This window comes from Streptomyces sp. P9(2023) (assembly GCF_032436795.1).
In the GTDB taxonomy this organism is placed as follows: Bacteria; Actinomycetota; Actinomycetes; order Streptomycetales; family Streptomycetaceae; genus Streptomyces.
The window spans coordinates 1-24,167 of record NZ_JAUPWM010000024.1; the positions used below are offsets into that span (position 1 = coordinate 1).

General features: G+C 70.5%; 26 protein-coding genes. 10 read left to right on the forward strand and 16 right to left on the reverse strand.

Features of this window, described 5'->3' with window-relative positions:
• Positions 1-428: 428 nt before the first annotated feature.
• Positions 429-1,070 carry a DNA-3-methyladenine glycosylase gene (locus Q5762_RS25435; RefSeq protein WP_315894559.1) on the reverse strand — a complete coding sequence of 214 codons (642 nt, stop codon included), beginning with the start codon at positions 1,068-1,070 and terminating at the stop codon, positions 429-431.
• Positions 1,071-1,153: 83 nt separating this feature from the next.
• Between Q5762_RS25435 and Q5762_RS25440 the strand changes: the two genes are divergently transcribed.
• The 3 genes from Q5762_RS25440 to Q5762_RS25450 all read left to right on the forward strand — a co-directional run bounded on the left by Q5762_RS25440 (position 1,154) and on the right by Q5762_RS25450 (position 3,191).
• A complete protein-coding gene (locus Q5762_RS25440) occupies positions 1,154-1,936 on the forward strand; it encodes a sporulation protein (protein ID WP_315894560.1) in 783 nt (260 codons plus the stop codon).
• Positions 1,937-1,979: 43 nt separating this feature from the next.
• Entirely contained in the window at positions 1,980-2,513 is a 534-nt protein-coding gene (locus tag Q5762_RS25445) for a YbhB/YbcL family Raf kinase inhibitor-like protein (RefSeq protein WP_315894561.1), read from the forward strand.
• A gap of 171 nt (positions 2,514-2,684) precedes the next feature.
• Positions 2,685-3,191 (forward strand): HNH endonuclease, encoded by a 507-nt coding sequence (locus tag Q5762_RS25450; protein ID WP_315894562.1) that lies wholly within the window; start codon positions 2,685-2,687, stop codon positions 3,189-3,191.
• Between the two features lie 69 nt (positions 3,192-3,260).
• Here Q5762_RS25450 and Q5762_RS25455 read toward each other — a convergent pair whose 3' ends face one another.
• From Q5762_RS25455 to Q5762_RS25470, 4 genes are all read right to left on the reverse strand, one after another.
• A complete protein-coding gene (locus tag Q5762_RS25455; protein WP_315894563.1) occupies positions 3,261-4,034 on the reverse strand; it encodes a sulfite exporter TauE/SafE family protein in 774 nt (257 codons plus the stop codon).
• 91 nt (positions 4,035-4,125) lie between these two features.
• Positions 4,126-5,055, reverse strand: a complete 930-nt coding sequence (locus Q5762_RS25460; protein WP_315894564.1) for an SPFH domain-containing protein — start codon at positions 5,053-5,055, stop codon at positions 4,126-4,128.
• Positions 5,056-5,179: 124 nt separating this feature from the next.
• The gene (locus tag Q5762_RS25465) at positions 5,180-5,608 is read right to left on the reverse strand and encodes an NfeD family protein (protein ID WP_315894565.1); all 429 of its coding nucleotides are present in this window, start codon (positions 5,606-5,608) and stop codon (positions 5,180-5,182) included.
• Between the two features lie 132 nt (positions 5,609-5,740).
• Positions 5,741-6,532 carry an ABC transporter ATP-binding protein gene (locus tag Q5762_RS25470; protein WP_315894566.1) on the reverse strand — a complete coding sequence of 264 codons (792 nt, stop codon included), beginning with the start codon at positions 6,530-6,532 and terminating at the stop codon, positions 5,741-5,743.
• Positions 6,533-6,697: 165 nt separating this feature from the next.
• Between Q5762_RS25470 and Q5762_RS25475 the strand changes: the two genes are divergently transcribed.
• Positions 6,698-7,483, forward strand: a complete 786-nt coding sequence (locus tag Q5762_RS25475) for a hypothetical protein (protein ID WP_315894567.1) — start codon at positions 6,698-6,700, stop codon at positions 7,481-7,483.
• Positions 7,484-7,763: 280 nt separating this feature from the next.
• Here Q5762_RS25475 and Q5762_RS25480 read toward each other — a convergent pair whose 3' ends face one another.
• The 3 genes from Q5762_RS25480 to Q5762_RS25490 form a co-directional block, all read right to left on the reverse strand.
• Positions 7,764-8,006, reverse strand: a complete 243-nt coding sequence (locus tag Q5762_RS25480; protein ID WP_315894568.1) for a chaplin — start codon at positions 8,004-8,006, stop codon at positions 7,764-7,766.
• 147 nt (positions 8,007-8,153) lie between these two features.
• A complete protein-coding gene (locus tag Q5762_RS25485; RefSeq protein ID WP_315894569.1) occupies positions 8,154-8,798 on the reverse strand; it encodes a response regulator transcription factor in 645 nt (214 codons plus the stop codon).
• Entirely contained in the window at positions 8,791-9,936 is a 1,146-nt protein-coding gene (locus tag Q5762_RS25490; protein ID WP_315894570.1) for a GAF domain-containing sensor histidine kinase, read from the reverse strand. The genes Q5762_RS25485 and Q5762_RS25490 overlap by 8 nt, the downstream gene beginning before the upstream one ends.
• 176 nt (positions 9,937-10,112) lie before the next feature.
• On the opposite strand from Q5762_RS25490, the gene Q5762_RS25495 reads away from it, so the two are divergent.
• The 3 genes from Q5762_RS25495 to Q5762_RS25505 all read left to right on the forward strand — a co-directional run bounded on the left by Q5762_RS25495 (position 10,113) and on the right by Q5762_RS25505 (position 12,965).
• Complete coding sequence (locus tag Q5762_RS25495) at positions 10,113-10,841, forward strand: SDR family NAD(P)-dependent oxidoreductase (protein WP_315894636.1); 729 nt, start codon at positions 10,113-10,115, stop codon at positions 10,839-10,841.
• Positions 10,842-10,843: 2 nt separating this feature from the next.
• On the forward strand, positions 10,844-11,911 hold the full coding sequence (locus tag Q5762_RS25500; RefSeq protein WP_315894637.1) for an S-adenosylmethionine:tRNA ribosyltransferase-isomerase: 1,068 nt from the start codon (positions 10,844-10,846) through the stop codon (positions 11,909-11,911).
• Between the two features lie 301 nt (positions 11,912-12,212).
• A complete protein-coding gene (locus Q5762_RS25505; RefSeq protein WP_315894571.1) occupies positions 12,213-12,965 on the forward strand; it encodes a transglycosylase SLT domain-containing protein in 753 nt (250 codons plus the stop codon).
• An 85-nt stretch (positions 12,966-13,050) separates the two neighbouring features.
• Here Q5762_RS25505 and Q5762_RS25510 read toward each other — a convergent pair whose 3' ends face one another.
• A complete protein-coding gene (locus Q5762_RS25510) occupies positions 13,051-15,645 on the reverse strand; it encodes an FHA domain-containing protein (RefSeq protein ID WP_315894572.1) in 2,595 nt (864 codons plus the stop codon).
• 199 nt (positions 15,646-15,844) lie between these two features.
• On the opposite strand from Q5762_RS25510, the gene serB reads away from it, so the two are divergent.
• A complete protein-coding gene (gene serB / locus Q5762_RS25515) occupies positions 15,845-17,059 on the forward strand; it encodes a phosphoserine phosphatase SerB (protein ID WP_315894573.1) in 1,215 nt (404 codons plus the stop codon).
• An 82-nt stretch (positions 17,060-17,141) separates the two neighbouring features.
• On the opposite strand, the gene Q5762_RS25520 is transcribed toward serB, so the two are convergent.
• From Q5762_RS25520 to Q5762_RS25535, 4 genes are all read right to left on the reverse strand, one after another.
• A complete protein-coding gene (locus Q5762_RS25520) occupies positions 17,142-17,693 on the reverse strand; it encodes a histidine phosphatase family protein (RefSeq protein WP_315894574.1) in 552 nt (183 codons plus the stop codon).
• Positions 17,694-17,745: 52 nt separating this feature from the next.
• Positions 17,746-17,952 (reverse strand): hypothetical protein, encoded by a 207-nt coding sequence (locus Q5762_RS25525; protein WP_315894575.1) that lies wholly within the window; start codon positions 17,950-17,952, stop codon positions 17,746-17,748.
• A 181-nt stretch (positions 17,953-18,133) separates the two neighbouring features.
• Positions 18,134-18,250: an SGM_5486 family transporter-associated protein gene (locus Q5762_RS25530; RefSeq protein ID WP_261992078.1), complete on the reverse strand. Its 117-nt coding sequence runs from the start codon at positions 18,248-18,250 to the stop codon at positions 18,134-18,136.
• 17 nt (positions 18,251-18,267) lie between these two features.
• A complete protein-coding gene (locus tag Q5762_RS25535; RefSeq protein ID WP_315894576.1) occupies positions 18,268-19,584 on the reverse strand; it encodes an MFS transporter in 1,317 nt (438 codons plus the stop codon).
• Positions 19,585-19,677: 93 nt separating this feature from the next.
• Between Q5762_RS25535 and Q5762_RS25540 the strand changes: the two genes are divergently transcribed.
• Positions 19,678-20,373, forward strand: coding sequence for a FadR/GntR family transcriptional regulator (locus tag Q5762_RS25540; protein WP_315894577.1), 696 nt, complete (start codon positions 19,678-19,680; stop codon positions 20,371-20,373).
• On the opposite strand, the gene Q5762_RS25545 is transcribed toward Q5762_RS25540, so the two are convergent.
• The 3 genes from Q5762_RS25545 to fabG form a co-directional block, all read right to left on the reverse strand.
• On the reverse strand, positions 20,336-20,722 hold the full coding sequence (locus Q5762_RS25545) for a hypothetical protein (protein WP_315894578.1): 387 nt from the start codon (positions 20,720-20,722) through the stop codon (positions 20,336-20,338). The genes Q5762_RS25540 and Q5762_RS25545 overlap by 38 nt on opposite strands.
• 163 nt (positions 20,723-20,885) lie before the next feature.
• Positions 20,886-21,662 carry an enoyl-ACP reductase FabI gene (gene fabI, locus Q5762_RS25550; protein WP_315894579.1) on the reverse strand — a complete coding sequence of 259 codons (777 nt, stop codon included), beginning with the start codon at positions 21,660-21,662 and terminating at the stop codon, positions 20,886-20,888.
• 4 nt (positions 21,663-21,666) lie between these two features.
• A complete protein-coding gene (gene fabG / locus Q5762_RS25555; protein ID WP_315894580.1) occupies positions 21,667-22,386 on the reverse strand; it encodes a 3-oxoacyl-[acyl-carrier-protein] reductase in 720 nt (239 codons plus the stop codon).
• A 206-nt stretch (positions 22,387-22,592) separates the two neighbouring features.
• Here fabG and Q5762_RS25560 point away from each other — a divergent pair, with 206 nt between their 5' ends.
• Positions 22,593-24,134, forward strand: a complete 1,542-nt coding sequence (locus Q5762_RS25560; RefSeq protein WP_399495266.1) for a TldD/PmbA family protein — start codon at positions 22,593-22,595, stop codon at positions 24,132-24,134.
• Positions 24,135-24,167 lie beyond the last annotated feature (33 nt).

Genomic DNA, 24,167 nt, shown 5'->3' on the forward strand with positions numbered 1-24,167 from the left:
AAGATGGACGGGGTATCAACTAATCTGGCGTTGATTTTTGGCACGCTGTTGAGTTCTCAAGGAACGGACGCTTCCTTCGTACTCACCCTCTCGGGCTTTCCTCCGGGCTTTTCCCTTCGGTCTTTCGTGTTTCCAACCTTACCAGATCCTTTTCCGTTCCCCCCGCTTCTCGAAAGATGCAGTCGGTTCGGATTTTGTTTCTGGTGGCCTGTTGGCTGCCTTTGCCTTTCGGCGTGTTCACTACTTTAGCCGAATTCCCCGGCGACTCATAATCGAGCCATTCGGATCAGATTTCGGCATGCCGAAATCCGCACCCGTTGGGGTTCGTCGTAGGTAGTGGATGGCCGCTCCGAGGTGCTTGAACAAGCACTGCCCGTTTCAAGCGGCTCGCCTACGCTAGGCGTCCGCAGCACCCGAGTCAAGTCGAGTCAAGAGGGCCTTTTGCGTGGCGCGTGGGCTCGGTACGGGCTCACCGTCGGATCCTCGTCGATCCAGTAGCGCCAGGGATGTGGGGCGCCGTCTCCGCCCACTCCCGTGCGCGGGCCGTTGCGTACCTGGTCGGGCAGGGGTGGGGTGCCGGTGAGCAGGGAGAGCGGGGCGTCCGGGCCGGCGCAGGTGTCCGTGCCGTTCATAGAGAGGGAGACGTCGAGGGCCGTCGCCAGGCGGGCCGGGCCCATGGCCAGTTCCGTGTCGTATCGGGCCGAAAGTCGACGTTTGCGGGCCTGCTCGGCGCCGGTCAGGATGTGGCCCGCTCGGAGCAGCACTCCACTGGCGTGGCCCTCGGGGCCGCACACCAGGTTGAGGCAGTGCCACATGCCGTAGGTGAAGTAGACGTACGCGTGTCCGGGCGGGCCGAACATGACCGCGTTGCGGGCGGTGCGGCCGCGGAAGGCGTGCGAGCCCGGATCGATCGCGCCGGCGTACGCCTCGACCTCCGTGAGGCGGAGTTCGATGCGGCCCGTCTTCGACGTCCGTACGAGGGTGCGACCCAGGAGATCGGGGGCAACCTCCAGGACGGGGCGGTCGAAGAAGGCCCGCGGGAGCGGCGTACGGTCGGGGCTCTCGCTCATGGCGCCCGAGCGTACTGGGGAACCGGCTACGGTCGTCGCGCGTATGTAGAGGTCAAGGCAAGCAGGTCCAAGAGGGAGTGTTCATGGGATTCAAGAAGCTGCTCGCGAGCCTGGGCGCCGGCGGCGCGTCCGTGGAGACGGTGCTCACCGAGGCGAACGTCGTGCCCGGTGGTGTCGTCCAGGGTGAGGTGCGGATCCAGGGTGGTTCGGTCGACCAGCAGATCGAGGGGCTGTCCGTCGGTCTGCAGGCCCGGGTCGAGGTCGAGGGGAACGACCAGGAGACGAAGCAGGACATCGAGTTCGTGAAGGTGCGCCTCGGCGGTGCCTTCATGGTTCAGGCCGGTGCGGTGCACGTCGTGCCGTTCGGTCTGGAGATCCCCTGGGAGACGCCGGTCACGGCCATCGCGGGGCAGCAGCTGCGCGGGATGAACATCGGTGTGACCACCGAGCTGGAGATCGCCCGCGCGGTGGACTCCGGCGACCTGGACCCGATCAACGTGCACCCGCTGCCGGCACAGCAGGCGATCCTGGACGCCTTCATCCAGCTGGGCTTCCGCTTCAAGAACGCGGACATGGAGCGCGGGCACATCCGCGGGACGCGCCAGAAGCTGCCGTTCTACCAGGAGATCGAGTTCTTCCCGCCGCAGCAGTACCGCGGTCTCAACCAGGTCGAGATCAGCTTCGTCGCGGACGACCGCGAGATGGACGTCGTCCTGGAGATGGACAAGAAGCCCGGGCTTTTCAGCGAGGGCAGCGACTCCTTCCGTTCCTTCAAGGTCGGGCTGAACAGCTACCAGTCGACCGACTGGGCGGCATACCTCAACCAGTGGCTCGCAGACGTCGGTGGCAAGCGCAACTGGCTCTAGGCTCGCCCCCGTACAGCAGGTCAGCCGATACGGAGGTACAGACGTGGCCGAGGGGAAGAGGGCGCCGCTCCCTCACGACTTCCATCCGCCGGTGCCGGAGTTCACCGTGGTGAGCGACGACATCGTGCCGGGAGGTGTGCTGAAGGAAGCGCAGGTGTACGCGGAGGGCAACGCCTCGCCGCAGCTGCGCTGGGAGGGCTTCCCGGCGGAGACGAAGAGTTTCGCCGTCACCTGCTTCGATCCGGACGCGCCGACGGGCAGTGGCTTCTGGCACTGGGTCCTGTTCGACATCCCGGCCTCGGTCACCGAGCTGCCGGCGGGCGCGGGTTCGGGGTCGTTCAAGGGGCTGCCGGCCGGTGCCGTACACGTCCGTAACGACTACGGCTCCCGGGAGTTCGGCGGTGCCGCTCCCCCGGCGGGCGACGGTCCGCACCGCTATGTCTTCACCGTGTACGCGGTGGACGGGGAGAAGCTCGGTCCGGACGCCGACGCCTCGCCCGCGGCGGTCGGTTTCCACCTGCGGTTCCACGCGCTGGCGCGCGCCCAGCTGATCGGCGAGTACGAGAACCCCGCGTAGCTCAGCTGAGCGTTCGTTTGTTGTTTGCCCGCTTCTGGTCTTGGAGAGATCAGAAGCGGGCATCTTTCGTTGCGCGGATATTGCGTTGTCCAACCCGGCGCGCCCGGCCACAGTTGATCCAAGCCTGGAGCCCCGCAACGGGGCTGGGCCGGCACACGGGAGGTGGGCACAATGCGGGACACGCTGGTACTGAACGCGAGCTTCGAGCCGCTGTCGACGGTCACACTCAACCGTGCGGTGGTGCTTGTCCTCCAGGACAAGGCCGTCGTCGAGCAGGAGCACCCGGAGCTGCGCATGCGTGGTGCCGCCGTCGACATTCCCGTGCCCCGGGTGATCAGGCTCTGCCGCTATGTCCGGGTGCCGTTCCGAAGACACGCTCCGTGGTCGAGGCGGGGTGTGCTGATCCGGGACCAGCACCGGTGCGCGTACTGCGGGCGGCGGGCGACGACCGTGGACCACGTGGTGCCGCGGGCGCAGGGTGGTGGGGACAGCTGGCTGAACACGGTGGCGTCCTGCGCGGAGGACAACCACCGCAAGGCGGACCGGACGCCGGAGCAGGCGGGGATGCCGCTGCTGCACGAGCCGTTCGTGCCGACGCCGGCGGACGCGATGCTGCTGGCGATGCGGGCCGGTGAGCGGTCGGAGCTGCCGGGGTGGCTGTCCAGTTCGGCGGCCTGATCCCGTACGTCCGTATCGTCCGTACCGTCTGTGCGGGCCCGCTGCCCTGAGGGAGCGGGCCCGTTGTCGTCAGCGGAGGAGCAGTTGGACGATGGCGATCGTGCCGATGGCCACGATGACGCCGCGCAGGACCGGGGGTGGGAGGCGGCGGCCGACCTTGGCGCCGATCTGGCCGCCGATGGCCGAGCCGACGGCGATGAGCAGGACGGCGGTCCAGTCGAACTCGGCGACGAAGAGGAAGAAGAGCGCGGCGACGCTGTTGACGATCGCGGCGAGGACGTTCTTGACGGCGTTGAGGCGCTGGAGGGTGTCCGCGAGGAGCATGCCCATGAGGGCGAGGTAGATGATGCCCTGGGCGGCGGTGAAGTAGCCGCCGTAGACGCTGGCGAGGAGCAGTCCGGTCATCAGGAGCGGGCCGCCGTCGGGGTTGCCCTCCTTGCCGTCGCGTGCGCGGCGGGCCTGTACGGCCTTGGAGAGCCGGGGCTGGAAGATGACCAGGATCAGCGCGAGGGCGACGAGGACGGGGACGATGGTCTCGAACGCCCGGGCCGGGAGCATCAGCAGGAGTATGGCTCCGGCCAGCCCGCCGATCGCGGCGACGGCGCCGAGGCGCAGGATCCGGCCGCGCTGCCCCTTGAGCTCCTCCCGGTAGCCGATGGCTCCGCTGATGGAGCCGGGGATGAGGCCGAGGGCGTTGGAGACGGTGGCCGTGACCGGGGGGAGTCCGGTGAGGAGGAGGACCGGGAACGTGATGAGCGTTCCCGATCCGACGATGGTGTTGATGGTGCCGGCTCCGATGCCGGCCACGAAGACTGCCAGGGCTTCCCAGATGGACAACGCCATCTCCTTAACGGATCAGTGGCTCGCCTCCCCGCCCTGACGTCCGTCGGGGGTCGAGGGGCTCGCACCGATCATGCACGCCTGCATGTACGTGTCAGTCGACCGGGGGTTGTTCCCGGCGCTCCGTACCCGTGTTGAAGCCCGGCGTGCCGCCGCCGAGGTTGCCGAACGCTCCGGAGAGGCCCTTGAGCGCGTCGCCGATCTCGCTGGGCACGATCCAGAGCTTGTTGGCGTCGCCCTCGGCGATCTTCGGGAGCATCTGGAGGTACTGGTACGAGAGGAGCTTCTGGTCCGGGTCGCCGGCGTGGATGGCCTCGAAGACCGTACGGACGGCCTGGGCCTCGCCCTCGGCGCGCAGCGCGGCGGCCTTGGCCTCACCTTCGGCGCGCAGGATCGCGGACTGCTTCTCACCCTCGGCGGTGAGGATCGCGGACTGGCGGATGCCTTCGGCGGTGAGGATCGCGGCGCGCTTGTCGCGGTCGGCGCGCATCTGCTTCTCCATCGAGTCCTGGATGGAGGTCGGCGGCTCGATCGCCTTGAGCTCGACGCGGTTGACGCGGATGCCCCACTTGCCGGTGGCCTCGTCGAGGACTCCGCGCAGGGCGGCGTTGATCTCCTCGCGGGAGGTGAGAGTCCGCTCCAGGTCCATGCCGCCGATGATGTTGCGGAGGGTGGTGACGGTGAGCTGCTCGATGGCCTGGATGTAGCTGGCGACCTCGTAGGTCGCGGCCCGGGCGTCGGTCACCTGGTAGTAGATGACGGTGTCGATGTTGACCACCAGGTTGTCCTGGGTGATCACCGGCTGCGGCGGGAAGGGGACGACCTGCTCACGGAGGTCGATCCGGTTGCGGATCGAGTCGATGAACGGGACGACGATGTTCAGGCCGGCGTTGAGCGTGCGGGTGTAGCGGCCGAACCGCTCGACGATCGCCGCGCTCGCCTGCGGGATGACCTGGATCGTCTTGATCAGGGCGATGAAGACAAGCACCACCAGAATGATCAGGACGATGATGATTGCTGACATCGTGTTCCCTGTGCCCTTCGCTGCCGGTTCGCTGGCGGGTGTGCCGGATGTGCCGGGTTGATCTGATGATCGAGTTTCCCAGAACGCGGGCCGTCGTGGGGGGCGTTCGGCCAAGCGACGGTGGTCACATGACCACGGCGGTGGCCCCGTCGATCTCGACCACGTCGACCTGGTCGCCCGGTTCGAAGCTCTGTCCGGTGTCGAGCGCGCGGGCGGACCAGACCTCGCCGGCGAGCTTGATGCGACCGCCGGAGGCGTCGACCCGTTCCAGGACGGTGGCCTGACGGCCCTTCAGCGCGTCGATGCCGGTGGCGTGCCGGGGCGGTCCGTTGCGGTGCCGGGCCGCGATGGGGCGTACCACCGCGAGCAGCGCGACGGAGACGACCACGAAGACGACCACCTGCGCGACGATGCCGAAGCCGAGCGCCGCGGTCACGGCGCCGGCGATCGCGCCGACGGAGAACATGCCGAATTCGGGCATCGCGGTGAGAACGAGCGGAATGCCCAGCCCCACGGCGCCGATCAGCCACCAGACCCATGCGTCGATGTCCACATGGTCATGGTAGGGCGGCGGGGTGGAGTGGGACAGGGCGCGGTGCTGTGCGGGCGCGACGCCCCGGTTCCGATTCTCTTGTGTGCCTTGCTACTTCACGTGCGTGCCTTGCTACTTCACGTGTGTGCCTTGCTACTTCAGCGGGAGCCCGTGGGCGGTGTAGCGGTCGCCGTTGCGCTCGACGAGGAGCGGGAGGCCGAAGCAGAGGGAGAGGTTGCGGGAGGTGAGCTCGGTCTCCATCGGGCCCGCGGCGAGCACCTTGCCCTGACGGATCATCAGGACGTGGGTGAAGCCCGGGGCGATCTCCTCGACGTGGTGCGTGACCATGATCATGGAGGGGGCGTACGGGTCGCGGGCGAGCCGGCCGAGGCGGCGGACCAGGTCCTCGCGGCCGCCGAGGTCGAGGCCGGCGGCGGGCTCGTCGAGGAGGAGGAGCTCGGGGTCGGTCATCATCGCGCGGGCGATGAGGGTGCGCTTGCGCTCGCCCTCGGAGAGGGTGCCGAACCTGCGCTCCAGGTACTCGGTCATGCCGAGGCGGTCGAGGAAGGCGCGGGCGCGCTGCTCGTCGACGGCGTCGTAGTCCTCGTGCCAGGTGGCGGTCATGCCGTACGCGGCGGTGAGGACGGTCTGGAGGACGGTCTGCTTCTTGGGGAGCTTCTCCGCCATCGCGATGCCGGCCATGCCGATGCGCGGGCGGAGGTCGAAGACGTCGACCTTGCCGAGCTGCTCGTCGAGGATCTTGGCCGAGCCGGTGGTGGGGAAGAGGTAGCTGGAGGCGATGTTGAGGAGGGTGGTCTTGCCGGCGCCGTTGGGGCCGAGGATGACCCAACGCTCGCCCTCCTTGACCGACCAGGAGACATCGTCCACCAGAGCCCGTCCGTCGCGGACCACGGATACGTCCACCAGCTCCAGTACATCGCTCATGAGCGCGTTGTCTCCCCTTGCGGTCGAGTCGTTGTCGTCGCCTTGCGCCTGTGGGCGCGGCGTCCAGGGAAAACCTACGCCACTGCCGGAGCGGGCCGGTCCTTAGGTCCGGATACTTCCCTGTAACGGCGCGGGGAGCCCCTGGGGCGCCCCTACGCTGGGGGCATGCTTTCGGAACCACGCTCAGGACGGCTGGCCGCTTGGGGCAATGCCCTGTTGGCCGGATCGGTGTCGCCGGACGACGCGGCGCTGGCCATTGTCGGGGACGACGCGGTGCACCGTGTGGAGGGGCTGCCGGGCGAGGCGGGGCCGGTCGGTCTGACCCTGGCGCTCGGGCGGCTGCGGCGGCTCGGGGTGACCGGGTGGCGGGTGGCGCTGCCGGCGCCGGGGCATCCGCTGGGGCTGAGCGGGCCGCCGGACTTCAACGCGCGGGCGCTTGAGGCGGAGGAGGCGGTGGTCGGGTTCGGCGCGCCGTACGGCCTGGTGCCGGAGGTCTCCGAGGCGGGTCCCGTGGGTGACGTGCATGTGGAGGTGGTCTGGCGGTGCTTGACGGTACGGGAGGCTCCGCCCGCGGACGTGCCGTCGCTCGGTGAGGCGGAGCGGGAGCTGGCGGAGGCGCTGCGCGATGCGACCGCGGTGCTGACGAAGCTGGACGTGGCGGCGTCGGGCCCGATGGCGGACGCGGCCCGGGACGCGTACCGGGCCCGGGCGGAGGCGGGCCGCGAGGTCCTGGCCCCCGGCTATCCGGCGCGCGCGGTACGGGTGTTGGAGCTGGCCCAGCGGATCGGCCTGCTGATCGACCTGGCATACGACCACGGCCACGGCGGCGCCGTGAGCGCCTCGGAGATGGCGGCGCGGGGGGCCGCGTTGCGGCCGGTGGAGCGGGTGGCCCGGCGGGCCCAGGTGGCGGCGTACAACGCGTACGTGGAAGAGCTCGAACGGGAACGGTGAGCACAGGACCCCGCCACGGCACCCGGAGTCGACGGACGGAGTCCGGCGCAGCGGCCCCGAAGCCCGTGAGGCGCCCCGGCGCCGAACGGTGCGAGGGACGCGTCCAGAGCGAGGCCGGCGGCGCGGGGGGCCGCGCTGCGGCCGGTGGAGCGGGTGGCCCGGCGGGCCCAGGTAGCGGAGCGGGAGCGGTGAGCCTCGGCCCCGGGGGGTGGCCCGTTCCCGGGCGTGGAACAGCCCGGCCGCCGGGGGGATCTTCCGGGGCCGGGCTGGTCGGGGGGCGTCAGTGGTTGACGGAGCCGTTGGCGAAGGCCGGGTTGAGCAGGCCGATCACGTTGACCGTGTTGCCGGTGGCGTTCACGGGGACGTGGACCGGGGCCTGCACCAGGTTGCCGGACGCGACGCCCGGCGAACCGATGGCCTTGCCGTCCGCGTCCGCACCGTGGGCGGAGGCGACACCCGCACCGGCGGCGACGATGCCGCCCGCGACGAGGGTGAGGGCAGCGGCCTTCTTCAGGTTGTTCACTTCAGGTTCCTCCTGGTATTCGCTGCGGCCGGCCGCCGCAGCACGCCATGGAGAACGCCCCGGCCCCCGCCAGGTTGCGCCGAACGGGGGACATACACCCGACGGTATGAAGAAGGGAACGGAGGTGCCCCTTCCGTCACACCCGTCTCACCGCGTCAGCCCGTGCCGTACCGCCCAGAGCGCCGCCTGCGTACGGTCCGCGAGGTCCAGCTTCATCAGGATGTTCGAGACGTGCGTCTTGACCGTCTTCTCCGAGAGGACGAGCGCCCGGGCGATCTCCCGGTTCGACCGGCCGTCGGCGATCAGGCCGAGCACCTCCTGCTCCCGCTCGGTGAGCGTCGTCCCGCGCCCCGTCCCGCCGTGGCCCTCGTCCTGGGAGAGCAGCGCCGTCGCGACCTCCGGCTGGAGGAGCACATGGCCCGCGTGGACGGAGCGGATGGCGCCGGCCAGCGCCTCCGGGTCCACGTCCTTGTAGACGTAACCCGACGCGCCGGCGCGCAGCGCGGGAACCACCGTGCGCTGCTCGGTGAAGCTGGTGACGATCAGCACCTTCGCCGGGTTCGCCAGCTCGCGCAGCTTCCGCAGCGCCTCGATGCCGTCCATGCCCGGCATCTTGACGTCCATCAGGACCACGTCGGGCCGCAGCTCCTCCGCCCGGGCGACGCCCTCCGCGCCGTCGGAGGCCTCCCCCACGACCTCTATGTCGTCCTGGACCTCCAGAAAGGTCCGCAGGCCGCGCCGGACCACCTGATGGTCGTCCACCAGCAGAACGCGAATGACGGTGTCAGCCACCGGGAACCTCCATCTCGATCGTGGTGCCCCGGCCCGGCTCCGACGTCACGGTGAGGGAGCCGCCGACGCCGGACGCGCGGTCCCGCATGGAGACCAGGCCGAGGTGTCGGCCGGCCCGGCGGACCGTACGCGGGTCGAACCCCTGGCCGTCGTCGGTGACGGTGAGCAGCGCGCCCTGGCCGTGGCGGACCAGGGAGACGGCGACCTTCTCCGGCTCCGCGTGCCGCAGCGCGTTGTGCAGGGCCTCCTGGGCGACCCGGAGCATGGCCTCCTCCTGGGCGGCGGGCAGTGCGCGCACCCCGGAGCTGTCGAACGTGACCCTGGCCGTATGGGCCCGGTCCAGGACCTGGATCTGCGTACGGAGGGTGTGGACGAGCCCGTCCTCGTCCAGGGCGGCCGGGCGCAGCTCGACGACGGCGGCGCGCAGCTCGTCCGCGGCCTCGGCGGCGAGCGCGGCGACCTGCTGGAGCTCGCGCTTGGCGCGGACCGGATCGCGGTCGACGAGGGCGGTCGCCGCCTGGGCGGTGAGCCGGAGGGAGAAGAGCTTCTGGCTGACCGCGTCGTGCAGCTCGTGGGCGAGCCGCGAGCGCTCCTCGGCGATGGTGAGCTCGCGGCTGCGTTCGTAGAGCCGGGCGTTGGTCAGGGCGATGGCGGCGTGCTGGGCGAGGATCGTGAGCAGCTCCTCGTCCTCCTCGGTGAAGCCGCATCCGCCGGCCGGCCGGGGGCAGCGCTTGTTGGCGAGGAAGAGGGTGCCGATGGTCTCCTCGCCGTCCTGGATCGGCAGGCCGAGGAAGTCGGACATCTCCGGGTGGGCGTCCGGCCAGCCCTCGAAGCGTGGGTCCTCGCGCACGTCGGCGAGGCGCTCGGGCTCGGCCTTGTGGAGCATCGACGCGAGGATGCCGTGCTGGCGGGGCAGCGGGCCGATCGCCCGCCACTGCTCGTCACTGACCCCGTCGACGACGAACTGGGCGAAGCCGCCGTGGTCGTCCGGGACGCCCAGCGCCGCGTACTCCGCGTCGAGCAGCTCACGGGCCGAGGCCACGATCGTCTTGAGGACGTCGCGCACCTCCAGATGGCGGCTCATCGCCAGGAGCGCGGTGCTCACGGCGGCGAGGCCGGAGCTCGGTCGGTGACTCATGTGTTCACGGTACCGGTGGGCTGTGACAGTCCGTATCCGTCCGGGGACGGCTTTCGCCTAGGACCGCGGGACTAGGCCTAAGTGCCTTGTGCGGTCGGGGCCCGCGGACGAGGCGGCGGGCCCGTGGGCGGTCGGAGGCTGGAGCCATCCGAGCAAGGAGTAAGGGGATGGCTGTCATGGGTGTCGCGATCATCACCGGGGCGTCGAAGGGGCTGGGGCGGGCGCTGGCCGGGGCGCTGGCGGGGCGGGGCTGGGATCTGGTGCTCGACGCGCGGACGGCGGAGGCGCTCGCGGAGAGCGCGGAGTCGGCACGCGCGCGTGGAGCGCGGGTCGTGGCGCTGTCGGGAGATGTGACGGACGCGGCGCACCGCCGGGAGCTGGTGGCGGCCGCGCGGGGGCTCGGCGGGCTCGATCTGCTGGTGAGCAACGCGAGCGCGCTGGGTGCCGAGCCGCTGGTGCGCCTTGAGGAGCTGTCGGTGGACGGTCTGCGGGCGGCCCTGGAGACGAACGTGGTGGCCGCACTGGGTCTCGTACAGGAGGCGCTGCCGCTGCTGCGGGAGAGCGCGGAGGGGACGGTGATCGCGGTGAGCTCGGACGCGGCGGCTGAGGCGTACGAGACGTGGGGTGGCTACGGGGCGTCGAAGGCGGCGCTCGACCAGCTGGTGGCCGTGCTGGGCGTCGAGGAACCGGGGCTGCGGGTGTGGGCGGTGGATCCGGGGGACATGGCGACGGATCTGTACGCGGCGGCGGTCCCGGACGACCACGACGCGCGGCCGGCGCCGGAGTCGGTGGTGCCTGGGTTCCTCGCGCTGCTCGACCGCAGGCCGGCGAGCGGGCGGTATGCGGCGCCGGGCCTGGTGGAGCCGGATCTGGCGGGGTCGCTCGGGACGGAGGCGGGTCGGTGAACCTGCTGCAGGCCCTCCATGTGCCGCCGGAGCTGTCGGCGCGGGTACCGGTCGAGCAGCGCGGGCCGGGGCGGGGGCGGGACGGCGTACGGCTGATGGTGTCGCGGGGTACGGAGGTGTCGCACCACGCCTTCCGGGAGCTGCCCGGAGTCCTGCGGGCCGGGGACGTGCTCGTCGTGAACACGAGTCCGACGCTCCCGGCGGCGGTGACCGGGCGCCTCGGCGCGGACGGCGGCGGGGAGCCGGTCGTCGTGCACTTCTCGACGCGCGGGGACGACAACCGGTGGGCGGTGGAGCTGAGGGAGCCGGATCCGCGGGGCAGCACCCGGCCGCGGCCGGGCGGACCCGCGGGCGCGGTGGTCCGGCTGCCGGGAGGGGCCTCCCTGGTCCTGGCGGAGCCCCTCGTTCCGGGGTCGGCGCGGCTGTGGTGGGCGCGGGTGGCCACCCCCGTACCGGCTCTGCTGGCGCGGTACGGGCGGCCGATCCGGTACGGGTACACGGAGCGGGACCAGCCGCTCTCCACGTATCAGACGGTCTTCGCGCTCCCCTCCCCCGACGGCGCGGGGTCGGCGGAGATGCCGAGCGCCGGCCGGCCGTTCACGGCCCAGCTCGTGGCGGAGCTGGTGAGCCGGGGGATCCAGTTCGCTCCGCTCACCCTTCATACGGGGGTGGCGTCGGCGGAGGCGCACGAGCCGCCGTATCCGGAGCGGTACGAGGTGCCGGTGACGACGGCGCGGCTGGTGAACGCGGCGCGGGCGGGCGGCGGGCGGGCGATCGCCGTGGGGACGACGGCCGTCCGGGCGCTGGAGTCGGCGGCGGACGGCGCGGGCGTCGTGCGGCCCGCGGCGGGGTGGACGGACCTGGTGGTGACCCCGGCGCGCGGCGTGCGCGTGGTGGACGGGCTGCTGACGGGGCTGCACGAGCCCGAGGCCTCGCATCTGCTGATGCTGGAGGCGATCGCCGGACGGCCCGCTCTGCACCGGGCCTATACCGAGGCGGTACGGGAGCTCTACCTCTGGCACGAGTTCGGGGACGTCCATCTCGTCCTCCCGGCGGAGGCCCCTCACTGAGCGCATTGCGCGAGCAACCGCTGGTGAGTTCGTTACCTGGCCGATGTGAGCCCGCGCATAGGACGCAGGTCACTTACGAAGACCCCTAGTGGATCCGTTTAGGGCAGATCAGGACGTATGAGCGCGTCCTGGGTGGGTTTCTGTGGGCTGCGCACAGGCCCCTGATCCACTACCCGGGATCGTACGTCACACCTTTGCCACAGCTTTTTGCTGCCGCTAAGAATTGCAGCCGTCGCCGCCGAGCAGGCGCAGCGCCGCCCCGGCCTGAGCGACCCCCTGCGATTCGAAGAGGTAGTCCTCCATGTCGAACACTCCTGGCCACTATCGCCTGAAGAAGACGCACAAGGCTTCCCTTGCTGGTGTCGCCGCGCTTGGCGCCGTCGCCCTCGGCTTCACCCTGGTCCCCGGCAACGCCGCCGCGGAGACCGAGCCCCAGGCGCTCAACAACACCCAGCAGGTCGCTCTCGCCTACGACGCGAACAGCCCGCAGGCCAAGGCGCTGCACACCAGCCTCGCCGAGCAGCAGAACGCGATCGGCCTGAAGGCCGACGCCGAGGCGAAGGCCAAGGCCGCTGCCGCCGTCAAGGCGAAGGCGGACGCGAAGGCGAAGGCGGACGCGAAGGCCAAGGCCGACGCGAAGGCGCAGGCCGAGGCCAAGGCCAAGGCCGAGGCGAAGAAGCGTGCCGCGGAGAAGGCGGCCGCGAGCCGTGCCGCCGCCCGCAAGCCCGTCTACGCGAACAACCTCGACGGTTGGATCCGCGAGGCGCTGTCCATCATGGACAAGAAGAACATCCCGGGCACGTACAACGGCCTGCACAAGAACATCATGCGTGAGTCCAGCGGTAACCCGCGGGCCATCAACAACTGGGACATCAACGCCATCAACGGCGTCCCGTCGAAGGGCCTTCTGCAGGTCATCTACCCGACCTTCAAGGCCTACCACGTCCCGGGCACCAAGTTCGACCAGTACGACCCGGTCGCCAACATCGTCGCCGCCGCCAACTACGCGGCCGACCGTTACGGCTCGATCGACAACGTCAACAGCGCGTACTGAGTCACTCAGGACACATGCCGAAGGGCGGCACCCCGTGCGGGGTGCCGCCCTTCGGCGTGCGTACGGTCAAGCGGTCATCATGCGGTCACTTGCGCATGACCTCGGGCTCGTGGCGGCGCAGCAGACGCGCCACGACGAAGGCGCAGATGACGCCGATGAGCACCAGGACCGTGAGGTTGAAGCCCCACTGGCCGACCGTGCTGTCCCACAGCGGGTCCAGGTTGGTCGGGTCCTTGGGGTCCCACGGCGGCATCAGGTGGCCGAGGTCGAGCGTCGAACCCGCCGCGGCGATGGCCCAGCGCGAGGGCATGAGCCAGGCGAACTGCTCCAGGCCGGGCGATCCGTACACCTGGAAGAGGATGCCGGTGAAGACGACCTGGACGATCGCGAACATCACGAGCAGCGGCATGGTCTTCTCGGCGGTCTTCACCAGCGAGGAGATGACCAGGCCGAACATCATCGAGGTGAAGCCGAGCGCGATGATCGTGACGCACAGCTCGACGGCCGGCGGCATGACCAGGCCCTCTTCCGGCAGCTCGCGGGTGGCGAAGCCGATGCCGCAGATGATCACGCCCTGGAAGGCGGTGATCAGGCCGAGCACGATGACCTTGGACATCAGGTACGCCGAGCGGGACAGGCCGGTGGCCCGCTCCCGTTCGTAGATGACCCGTTCCTTGATCAGCTCTCGTACGGAGTTGGCGGCGCCGCTGAAGCACATGCCGACCGCGAGGATCAGCATGATCGTGCCCGCGTCGCCGTTGAAGCGGGAGGGCGGGGTGGGCTTGCCGAGGCCGAAGTCGGCGGGGATGACGACCGAGACCGCGCCGAGGACGGCCGGCAGGATCACCATCAGGCCCAGGAAGCCCTTGTCGGAGGCGATCACCGAGGAGTAGCGGCGGATCAGGGTCCACAGCTGGGAGCCCCAGCCCTGCGGCTTGGGCGGCCTGGTGATCGCCTGCTGCGGTACCTGGACGGGCTGCGCGGCGACGGCGTCGATGTCGGCGGCGTACATCTGGTAGTGCTGCGAGCCCTTCCAGCGGCCAGCCCAGTCGTAGTCGCGGTAGTTCTCGAAGGCGGAGAAGACATCGGCCCAGGTGCTGTAGCCGAAGAAGTTCAGCGCCTCCTCGGGCGGACCGAAGTACGCCACCGAGCCGCCGGGCGCCATCACGAGCAGCTTGTCGCAGAGGCCGAGCTCGGCGACCGAGTGCGTGACGACGAGGACCGTACGGCCGTCGTCGGCGAGGCCGCGGAGCAGCTGCATGACGTCGCGGTCCATGCCCGGGTCGAGGCCGGAGGTCGGCTCGTCCAGGAAGATCAGCGACGGCTTGGTGAGGAGCTCCAGGGCGACGGAGACGCGCTTGCGCTGGCCACCGGAGAGGGAGGTGACCTTCTTCTCCTTGTGGATGTCGAGCTTGAGCTCGCGCAGCACCTCGTCGATGCGGGCCTCGCGCTCGGCCTCGGCGGTGTCGCCGGGGAAGCGGAGCTTGGCGGCGTAGCGCAGCGCCTTCTGGACGGTCAGCTCCTTGTGCAGGATGTCGTCCTGCGGGACAAGACCGATGCGCTGGCGCAGCTCGGCGAACTGCTTGTAGAGGCTCCGGTTGTCGTAGAGGACGTCGCCCTCGTTGGCCGGGCGGTAGCCGGTGAGCGCCTTCAGCAGCGTCGACTTGCCGGAACCGGACGGGCCGATGACGCCGATCAGCGACTTCTCGGGGACGCCGAAGGTGACGTCCTTGAGGATCTGCTTGCCGCCGTCGACGGTGACGGTCAGGTGGCGGGCCGAGAAGGAGACCTCACCGGTGTCGACGAACTCCTCGAGCTGGCCGCCGACCATCCGGAAGGTCGAGTGACCGACACCGACGATGTCGTTGGGGCCGATGAGGACGGAGCCGCCCTTGGCGATCGGCTGACCGTTGACGTACGTGCCGTTGTGCGAGCCCAGGTCACGGATCTCGAAGCGGCCGTCGGGCGTCGCGTGGAACTCGGCGTGGTGGCGCGAGACCTGGAGGTCGGAGACGACCAGTTCGTTCTCGAGCGCACGGCCGATGCGCATGACGTGGCCGAGGGCCAGCTGGTGGAACGTGGTCGGGCTGCGGTCGCCGTAGACCGGTGGCGCCCCCGCGGCGCCGCCTCCTTGGGCGGGGACCTTCGGGGCCTGCGGCGCCGGTCCGTGCGGACCCTGGGCCTGCGGGGCCTGCTGCCAGCCTTGCTGCTGCGGCGGCTGGTGCTGCTGGTGCGGGGCCTGCTGCGGCGGTTGCTGGTGCTGCGGCGGGGCCTGGTGCGTGGCCCAGTCGGCCTGTACGGCGGCCTGCTGGGCGTTGGGCGCGGCGTGCGCCGGCTGCGCCGCAGGCTGCTGAGCCGGGGCCTGCTGCGGCGCGGCGGCGGCGGCGAGATTCAGCCGCGGTCCGTCGGTCGCGTTGCCCAGGTTCACCGCTGAGCCGGGGCCGATCTCCATCTGGTGGATCCGCTGCCCCTGGACGAAGGTGCCGTTGGTCGAGCCGTGGTCCTCGATGACCCAACTCCGGCCGCCCCAGCTGATGGTGGCGTGTCGCCACGAGACCCTGGCGTCGTCGATCACCAGGTCGCCCTGCGGGTCACGCCCCAGGGTGTACGACCTGGACGAATCGAGCGTCCAGGTCCTTCCGTTCAATTCCAGTACGAGTTCTGGCACTCCATGCCCCACTATTTGTCCCCCGATGTACCCCCGTCGACGGGGGTCTAGGGATGGCGAACATCGGGGGGAACTATTTCAGGCCGAGCCCGTACTCCGAAAGTCGGGCGGTGTGAAGACCCCGCACATGGGTAGCGCTGTCCCGTACTTCTGTCCGCTTCGCGGGACGGGGTGACCGGTGGCACGCGGTGCCCGATACGGTGGAAGCACCATGAGCGCATCGCAGACCTCAGACGTTCCCACCCTTCTCGTCAAGATCTTCGGGAAGGACCGTCCCGGGATCACCGCCGGGCTCTTCGACACCCTCGCCGCCTACTCCGTCGACGTCGTGGACATCGAGCAGGTCGTCTCCCGCGGCCGTCTCGTCCTGTGCGCGCTCGTCACCGAGCCGACCGTCGCCTCCCAGGGGGAGCTTCGGGCGACCGTCCACAGCTGGGCGGAGTCGCTGAAGCTCCAGGCCGAGATCATCTCCGGCACCGGTGACAACCGTCCGCGCGGCGTCGGCCGCTCGCACGTCACCGTGCTCGGGCACCCGCTGACCGCCGAGCAGACGGCCGCCATAACGGCCAGGATCGCCGAGAACGGTGGCAACATCGACCGTATCTTCCGGCTGGCGAAGTACCCCGTGACGGCCGTCGAGTTCGCCGTCTCGGGCTGCGAGACCGAGCCGCTGCGGACGGCGCTCGCCACCCAGGCGCACGACATCGGGGTGGACGTGGCCGTCGTCTCGGCCGGACTGCACCGCCGTGCGCAGCGGCTGGTCGTCATGGACGTCGACTCCACGCTGATCCAGGACGAGGTGATCGAGCTCTTCGCGGCGCACGCGGGCTGCGAGGACGAAGTCGCCGAGGTCACCGCGGCCGCGATGCGCGGCGAGCTGGACTTCGAGCAGTCGCTGCACGCGCGGGTGGCGCTGCTCGCCGGGCTCGACGCCTCGGTGGTGGACAAGGTCCGGGCCGAGGTGCGGATGACACCCGGTGCCCGCACCCTCATCCGTACGCTCAAGCGGCTCGGCTTCCAGGTCGGTGTGGTGTCGGGCGGCTTCACCCAGGTCACGGACGACCTCAAGGAGCGGCTTGGCCTCGACTTCGCCTCGGCCAACACGCTGGAGGTCGTGGACGGGAAGCTGACGGGCCGCGTCACGGGCGAGATCGTGGACCGGGCGGGCAAGGCGCGGCTGCTGCGCCGGTTCGCGGCGGAGGCGGGCGTGCCGCTCTCCCAGACCGTGGCGATCGGCGACGGCGCGAACGACCTGGACATGCTGAACACGGCCGGGCTCGGGGTTGCCTTCAACGCCAAGCCGGTGGTGCGGCAGGCCGCCCACACCGCGGTGAACGTCCCGTTCCTCGACACCGTCCTCTATCTGCTCGGGATCACCCGCGAGGAGGTCGAGGCGGCGGACGGCGACGAGGATCTGCTGCACTGACCGTCCTCGTGGAGACGGCGGAAGGCCCGGTCACCCCTCGGTGACCGGGCCTTCCGGCGTCCGCGTACGGCCCCGCGACGGATCAGTGCTCCGGGGCCCAGAAGTCGAGCAGGGCGCCCGCGCCGGGCTCCAGGGACTTCCAGGAGCCCTTGAAGCCGACGACGGCGAAGGCGGCGGTCGGAAAGCCGCGCCGGTTCATCCGGACTTGCGCGTCTCCCTCGGCCTCGCCCGTGAGGACGTCGGCGAGTCCGTGCATGCCGGGGTTGTGACCGATGACGAGGATGTCCTTCACATCGTCCGGGGCCTCGTTGAGCACGGCGATCAGCTCGCCGGGCGAGGCCTCGTACAGCCGGTCCTCGTACACGGTCCTGGGACGGTGCGGCAGCTCCTGCACGGCCAGCTTCCAGGTCTCGCGGGTCCTGACGGCGGTCGAGCAGAGGGCCAGATCGAAGGTGATCCCGGTGTCGGCGAGCTTGCGGCCGGCCACGGGCGCGTCCGCGCGGCCGCGCTCGGCGAGCGGCCGCTCGTGGTCGGACACCTCGGGCCAGTCGGCCTTGGCATGCCGGAGCAGCACAATCCTGCGGGGTTCGGGGGATCCGGGGGGTGTCCCCCCGGAAGTCGCTGCGACGCTCATGCGCTCCAGCCTCCCACGAAACGGGCGGCCGGGCGCAGGGTGTTGGGTCGGCTCAGCGCGGCAGCGACTGCTGGATCTGCTCCAGGAGACGGCCGACCGTGGGGTCGCCACCGGCGGCGGGGCCGCCGCCCGAGCCGGCTATGAGCAGGAAGAGAGCGACGAACGCGGCCACGGGCAGGGCGAGCGCCCACCAGGGCAGCCGGGTGTCGACGCCGCCGACGGACGGGGACGGGGTCCGGGTGTGCGTACGGGCCGACATGGCCGCCTCCATGGGTCGGGACGACGTCCGCAGCGGTGACTGCGGCGATGTCTCCAACGCTACGGAGCGGCAGCGATCCGTCCCATCCGGTGATCCACCCACTTCACCCTGACACTCACCCCCTAGGGGATGGAGGGGTTAACCCCACCGGCGGCGCCGGGTCAGGGGGAAGGGGTCGGGGTCAGGGTGAGGCGATCGTGGCGATGACGGCGATGACGACCGAGATTCCGAGCATCGCGCCGAGCACGAGCAGCAGCTTCTTCTGGCCGTTCTGGGGGTTCGGGTCGAGCACTGGCATGGAGACAGTCTCGCATCTCAGCATTCGTCCTCGACGGTCCGGTCCCGTCCGGCGAGGATCCCGATGATCATCTGCGGGATCATCAGCCCGGCCATCAGCGCGATGGGCAGGTCCCAGCCGCCGCTGTGCTGGTACAGGACGCCTACCAGGAGCGGGCCGGGGATGGAGATGAGGTAGCCGACGCTCTGCGCGAAGGCGGAGAGCCGGACGACGCCGGCGCCGGTGCGGGAGCGCAGCCCGATCATGGTGAGGGCGAGCGGGAAGGCGCAGTTGGAGACGCCGAGGAGCAGCGCCCAGACCCAGGCGCCGGCCGCGGGGGCGAGGTAGAGGCCGCTGTAGCCGACGAGGCCGCACAGGCCCAGGGCGATGACGATCGGGCCCTGGGTCTTGAGCCGGGTCGCGAGGCCGGGGATGACGAACGCGAGCGGGACGCCCATCACCATCGTGACCGCGAGCAGCACACCCGCCGTACCGGCGGGGACACCGGCGTCGCGGAAGATCTGCGGCATCCAGCCCATGGTGATGTACGCGCCGGTGGCCTGGAGGCCGAAGAAGGCGCCGAGCGCCCATGCGGTACGGCTGCGGGTGATCCGGAGCGGGGTGACGGCCGGGGCGCTCGCGGAACCCGAGGCGGCGGTCTCCGTCGCCGGGACGGTGGTCGCGGACATGGCCCGGTCGCGTACGAGCCGGATCCAGGGCAGGACGGCGAGGGCGGCGAGGACCGCCCAGACGCCGAGTCCCGTACGCCAACTGCCGCCGAGCGCCTCGGTCATGGGCACGGTCGCGGCGGCGGCCAGGGAGGTGCCGAGGGCGAGCGCCATGGAGTAGAGCCCGGTCATGGTGCCCACGCGGCCGGGGAAGTACCGCTTGACGATGACGGGCATGAGGACGTTGCTGACGGCGATGCCCATGAGGGCCAGGGCGCTGGCGGCGAGGAAGCCGACGGTGCCGGAGGCGAAGGGGCGGATCGCGAGGCCCGCGAAGATCGCCGCCATGCCGGCGCAGACGACGGCGGAGGGGCCGAAGCGGCGGGCGAGGCGGGGTGCGGTGATCCCGAAGATCGCGAAACAGAGCGGGGGTACGGAGGTGAGGACGCCGGCCACGCTGCCGCTCATGTGGAGCCCGTCGCGGACCTCTTCGAGGAGGGCGCCGAGGCTGGTGATGGCGGGGCGGAGGTTGAGCGCGGCGAGTACCAGTGCGACGACGACGAGCCGGGTGACCCAGAGGGCGGGCCGGTCCGGTGCGGGAGAATCCGCGGTGGTGGCGACCGTGCCAGGGGCGGGGGTACGGGCCGGTGGGACGGTGGTCGTGAGGGTCTTCGGCTCGTCATGCATGGCGCCATCATAGAATCATGGGATGATTGGTTGTCCAATCTGGAACCAATCCGGAACCACCGGAGTCAATCCGGAACGAATGGAAGGTGCTCCATGGCGCTCGGCTCTCCCCGGCGTTCCGGGCTCTCCGATCAGGTGATCACCGAGCTGCGGAACCAGATCACCTCCGGTGAATGGCCGATCGGGTCCCGGATCCCGACCGAACCGGAGCTGGTCGAACAGCTGGGCGTGGCCCGGAACACCGTGCGCGAGGCCGTACGGGCGCTCGCGCACAACGGGCTGCTCGACATCCGGCAGGGCTCGGGGACGTACGTGGTCGCGACGAGCGAGCTGGCCGGGGTCATGCACCGCCGGTTCGCCGAATCCGACCCCCGGCACATCGCCGAGGTGCGTTCGACGCTGGAGTCCTCGGCGGCGCGGCTCGCGGCGCAGCGGCGCACCGACCGTGACCTGAAGCAGCTGGACGCACTGCTCGCGGGCCGCGAGGAGGCCTGGGCCTCGGGCGACGCCGAGCGCTTCGTGATGGCGGACGGCGCCTTCCACCACGCGGTGGTGGTCGCCTCGCACAACGAGGTGCTGACCGAGCTCTACGCGGACCTCGGCCATGTCCTGCGGCAGTGGCTGCGCGACGACGTGGGCCAGGAGCTGCGGCCGGAGCACCACATGGACCACGCGCGCCTGGTGGAGGCGATCCGGTCCGGCGACGCGGAGACGGCAGCGGCGGAGGCCGCCGGTTACCCCTTCATGTGCCTCAGGGACCTGGGGGCTGCTCGGCCGGCTGGTGCGTGAGCCAGGCGGACCTGACCTCCTTCCAGCAGCGGCCGGTGAGCTGGGCGTAGTCCGTCGGCCGGACGTCGACGGGGGCGCTGTCGACGTCCACGTCCCACCAGCGGTCGCACTCGACGTGCAGCCGGACGCGATCGGTGGTGGGGTACGGGTTCTGGCAGTACGCGGTGACCTGCGAGCCCGCCACGACCGTGCGGCAGGAGGCCCCGAAGTCCTCGGCGTCCCGGGCCACCGGGGCCGGGGCCTCTTCCGTCGGGGCGGGGGCGGCACGGACCTCGGCCGCGATGGCGAGCCCGGCCAGGAGAGCGACGGCCGAGGCGAGAGCGGCGGCCCTGCGGTGCGGCACGCGCATGCCCGTACCTCCTCCCCATCAGTTGCCGGATGTCACGCTCTGATCCAGTTTGGGGTGGTCCGCCGGACTTTTCGACTCGGCGGCGGGCCGCCCGGTACGACGAAGGCCGGGCGCCCCCTGAGAGGGGCGACCCGGCCTTTCGTACCGCCGTACGGGTGAGCGCCTACGCGCCGATCGCGTGCAGACCGCCGTCGACGTGGACGATCTCGCCCGTCGTCTTCGGGAACCAGTCGGACAGCAGCGCCACGACGCCCTTGCCGGCCGGCTCCGGGTCGGCGAGGTCCCACGCGAGCGGGGAACGGTTGTCCCAGACCGCCGCCAGTTCGGAGAAGCCGGGGATGGACTTCGCGGCCATCGAACCGATCGGGCCCGCCGAGATCAGGTTGCAGCGGATGTTCCGCTCGCCCAGATCGCGCGCCATGTAGCGGTTCGTGGCCTCCAGGGCGGCCTTGGCCGGGCCCATCCAGTCGTACTGCGGCCAGGCGAACTGCGCGTCGAAGGTGAGGCCGACGACCGAACCGCCCTCGTTCATCAGCGGCAGCAGCGCCACCGTCAGGGACTTCAGTGAGAAGGCCGAGACGTGCATGGCGGTGGCCACCGACTCGAACGGCGTGTTCAGGAAGTTGCCGCCGAGTGCGTCCTGCGGGGCGAAGCCGATGGAGTGGACGACGCCGTCGAGCCGGTCACCGAGGTGCTCGCGGACCTGACCCTCCAGACGGGCGAGGTGCTCGTCGTTGGAGACGTCCAGCTCCAGGACCTTGACCTTGTCCGGGTAGGGCAGCTTCTTGGCGATGCGCTCGGTCAGCGTGGGCCGCGGCCAGGCGGTGAGGATGATCTCCGCGCCCTGCTCCTGGGCCAGCTTCGCGGTGTGGAAGGCGATGGAGGACTCCATCAGCACACCGGTGATCAGGATGCGCTTGCCCTCGAGAATTCCGCTCATGTGATCAGTGACCCATGCCCAATCCGCCGTCAACCGGGATGACGGCTCCAGTGATGTACGAAGCGTCGTCGGAGGCGAGGAACCTGACCGCGGCGGCGATCTCCTCAGGCTGCGCGTAGCGGCCCAGCGGCACCTGGGACACGATGCCCGCGCGCTGCTCCTCGGTCAGCACCTTGGTCATGTCGGTGTCGACAAACCCGGGCGCGACGACGTTGAACGTGATGTTGCGCGAGCCGAGCTCGCGGGCCAGGGAGCGGGCGAACCCGACCAGGCCGGCCTTCGAGGCCGCGTAGTTCGCCTGCCCGGCCGAGCCGAGGAGGCCGACGACCGAGGAGATCAGGACGACGCGGCCCTTCTTGGCGCGCAGCATGCCGCGGTTGGCGCGCTTGACGACCCGGAAGGTGCCGGTCAGGTTGGTGTCGAGGACGGACGTGAAGTCCTCCTCGCTCATGCGCATGAGGAGCTGGTCCTTGGTGACCCCGGCGTTCGCCACCAGGACCTCCACCGGACCGTGCTTCTCCTCGATCTCCTTGTACGCCTGCTCCACCTGCTCGCCGTCGGTGATGTCGCACTTGACGGCGAGACAGCCGAGATCGGTCAGGGCGGCCGGCGGCTCACCGGTGCGGTACGTGATCGCGACCTTGTCGCCGGCCTCGGCGAACGCGCGGGCGATGGCGAGGCCGATGCCCCGGTTGCCTCCGGTGACGAGAACCGAGCGGCTCAACGGATCACCCTTTCGATAGCGGTCTGGATACCGAAAACCTATCGGTCCGGCCGCTGCCACGAAGAATCGGCCCCTGACAGTGGCGTACGGATGTCACTGTCAGATCCCTACATAAAGCCCTGGGCGTGGCGACCGAAAGCGCGACATGATCGGGGGCGACCGGTCTCATACGACAGGAGACAGCTGTGCCACTTGGGACCCATTCCATCGACGCGGCCTTCACGGCGTTGCCGTTGCGGGCGCTCGCCGACGCGGCGCTCGCGAGGGCGCGTGCGCTCGGCTGCGATCATGCCGACTTCCGTCTGGAGCGAGTGCGCAGCGCCACATGGCGGCTGCGGGACGCCAAGCCCTCGGGTTCGTCGGACACCACGGACCTCGGCTACGCGGTGCGGGTGGTGCACGGCGGCGCGTGGGGGTTCGCCTCCGGGGTCGATCTGACCATGGACGGGGCGGCGCGGATCGCCTCGCAGGCCGTCGCGATGGCCAAGCTGTCGGCCAAGGTGATCGCGGCGGCGGGCTCCGACGTGGGGGTACCCCCTGGACGGAGTCCTTGGGGGAGGGTGGAGCTGGCCGAGGAGCCGGTGCACGCGGAGAAGACCTGGATCTCCGCGTACGAGATCAACCCGTTCGACGTCCCGGGAGCCGAGAAGAGCGCGCTGCTCGCCGACTGGAGCGAGCGGCTGCTGCGGGCGGAGGGCGTGGCGCATGTGGACGCCACGCTGATGACCGTCCAGGAGAACAAGTTCTACGCGGACACGGCGGGCACCGTCACCACCCAGCAGCGCGTCCGGCTGCACCCGCAGCTGACGGCGGTGGCCGTGGACGGGACGACGGGCGAGTTCGACTCGATGCGGACGATCGCGCCGCCGGCCGGGCGGGGCTGGGAGTACCTGACGGGTACGGGCTGGGACTGGGACGGGGAACTGGAGCGGATCCCGGAGCTGCTCGCCGAGAAGATGCGCGCGCCGAGCGTGCAGGCGGGGACGTACGACCTGGTGGTCGACCCGTCGAACCTCTGGCTGACGATCCACGAGTCGATCGGCCACGCCACGGAGCTGGACCGGGCGCTGGGCTACGAGGCGGCGTACGCGGGGACCTCGTTCGCCACCTTCGACCAGCTGGGGAAGCTGGCGTACGGCTCGTCGATCATGAACGTGACGGGTGACCGCACCGCCGAGCACGGCCTCGCGACGATCGGGTACGACGACGAGGGTGTCGAGGCGCAGAGCTGGGACCTGGTGAAGGACGGCACGCTCGTCGGCTACCAGCTGGACCGGCGGATCGCGAAGCTGACCGGCCTGGGCCGGTCGAACGGCTGCGCGTTCGCCGACTCCCCCGGGCACGTGCCGGTGCAGCGGATGGCGAACGTGTCGCTCCAGCCGGACCCGGGCGGTCTCTCGACGGAGGATCTGATCGGGGGCGTCGAGCGCGGCATCTATGTGGTCGGCGACCGCTCGTGGTCGATCGACATGCAGCGGTACAACTTCCAGTTCACCGGGCAGCGCTTCTTCCGCATCGAGAACGGCCGTCTTGCCGGGCAGCTGCGGGACGTCGCGTACCAGGCGACGACGACCGACTTCTGGGGCTCGATGGAGAAGGTCGGCGGCCCGCAGACGTACGTTCTGGGCGGCGCGTTCAACTGCGGCAAGGCCCAGCCGGGCCAGGTCGCGGCCGTCTCCCACGGCTGCCCGTCCGCCCTGTTCCGCGGTGTCAACATCCTCAACACGACGCAGGAGGCGGGACGATGACCGGTCACCACGGAATCTGCCGGGGGTCCGGGG

Excerpts from the sequence above, each read along its gene's own strand:
- Q5762_RS25435 (WP_315894559.1), bottom strand. The coding sequence starts at position 1,070 with ATGAGCGAGAGCCCCGACCGTACGCCGCTCCCGCGGGCCTTCTTCGAC.
- Q5762_RS25440 (WP_315894560.1), top strand. The coding sequence starts at position 1,154 with ATGGGATTCAAGAAGCTGCTCGCGAGCCTGGGCGCCGGCGGCGCGTCC.
- Q5762_RS25450 (WP_315894562.1), top strand. The coding sequence starts at position 2,685 with ATGCGGGACACGCTGGTACTGAACGCGAGCTTCGAGCCGCTGTCGACG.
- Q5762_RS25455 (WP_315894563.1), bottom strand. The coding sequence starts at position 4,034 with ATGGCGTTGTCCATCTGGGAAGCCCTGGCAGTCTTCGTGGCCGGCATC.
- Q5762_RS25460 (WP_315894564.1), bottom strand. The coding sequence starts at position 5,055 with ATGTCAGCAATCATCATCGTCCTGATCATTCTGGTGGTGCTTGTCTTC.
- Q5762_RS25470 (WP_315894566.1), bottom strand. The coding sequence starts at position 6,532 with ATGAGCGATGTACTGGAGCTGGTGGACGTATCCGTGGTCCGCGACGGA.
- Q5762_RS25475 (WP_315894567.1), top strand. The coding sequence starts at position 6,698 with ATGCTTTCGGAACCACGCTCAGGACGGCTGGCCGCTTGGGGCAATGCC.
- Q5762_RS25490 (WP_315894570.1), bottom strand. The coding sequence starts at position 9,936 with ATGAGTCACCGACCGAGCTCCGGCCTCGCCGCCGTGAGCACCGCGCTC.
- Q5762_RS25495 (WP_315894636.1), top strand. The coding sequence starts at position 10,113 with ATGGGTGTCGCGATCATCACCGGGGCGTCGAAGGGGCTGGGGCGGGCG.
- Q5762_RS25505 (WP_315894571.1), top strand. The coding sequence starts at position 12,213 with ATGTCGAACACTCCTGGCCACTATCGCCTGAAGAAGACGCACAAGGCT.
- serB (WP_315894573.1), top strand. The coding sequence starts at position 15,845 with ATGAGCGCATCGCAGACCTCAGACGTTCCCACCCTTCTCGTCAAGATC.
- Q5762_RS25520 (WP_315894574.1), bottom strand. The coding sequence starts at position 17,693 with ATGAGCGTCGCAGCGACTTCCGGGGGGACACCCCCCGGATCCCCCGAA.
- Q5762_RS25525 (WP_315894575.1), bottom strand. The coding sequence starts at position 17,952 with ATGTCGGCCCGTACGCACACCCGGACCCCGTCCCCGTCCGTCGGCGGC.
- Q5762_RS25530 (WP_261992078.1), bottom strand. The coding sequence starts at position 18,250 with ATGCCAGTGCTCGACCCGAACCCCCAGAACGGCCAGAAGAAGCTGCTG.
- Q5762_RS25535 (WP_315894576.1), bottom strand. The coding sequence starts at position 19,584 with ATGCATGACGAGCCGAAGACCCTCACGACCACCGTCCCACCGGCCCGT.
- Q5762_RS25540 (WP_315894577.1), top strand. The coding sequence starts at position 19,678 with ATGGCGCTCGGCTCTCCCCGGCGTTCCGGGCTCTCCGATCAGGTGATC.
- Q5762_RS25545 (WP_315894578.1), bottom strand. The coding sequence starts at position 20,722 with ATGCGCGTGCCGCACCGCAGGGCCGCCGCTCTCGCCTCGGCCGTCGCT.
- fabI (WP_315894579.1), bottom strand. The coding sequence starts at position 21,662 with ATGAGCGGAATTCTCGAGGGCAAGCGCATCCTGATCACCGGTGTGCTG.